General features: G+C 68.1%; 1 protein-coding gene. It reads right to left on the bottom strand.

Translation table 11 applies throughout. The features are described from left to right. Positions 1 to 238: hypothetical protein (locus ACLJNW_RS28295; RefSeq protein ID WP_410961963.1), on the bottom strand; the 238-nt coding region annotated here is incomplete at both ends.

Here is a 238-nt window from a genome sequence, read left to right as displayed (position 1 = left end):
GAGCATTAGCTCTATCCCGGCGGTCCAGCAGGTGCCTTGCACCGCGACCACCAGCGGCTTGCTCCGACGCGGCTGGACCACGCCCCAGGGATCGACGCCGCCGTCCGGATAGCGGAAACCGCTGGCGGCGAGCTTCGGTGCCAGTTCCATCAGGTCGAGCCCGGCGGTGAAGTGCTCGCCATGGGCGAAGAGCACGGCACAGCGGGATTCCTCGCTGCGCTCGTATTCACCCATGGCC

This window comes from Salmonella sp. SAL4457, from assembly GCF_046548235.1.
In the GTDB taxonomy this organism is placed as follows: Bacteria; Pseudomonadota; Gammaproteobacteria; order Enterobacterales; family Enterobacteriaceae; genus Salmonella; species Salmonella enterica.
Note: the sequence above shows the minus strand (reverse complement) of the source record. Positions and strands in the feature narration are given on the sequence as shown.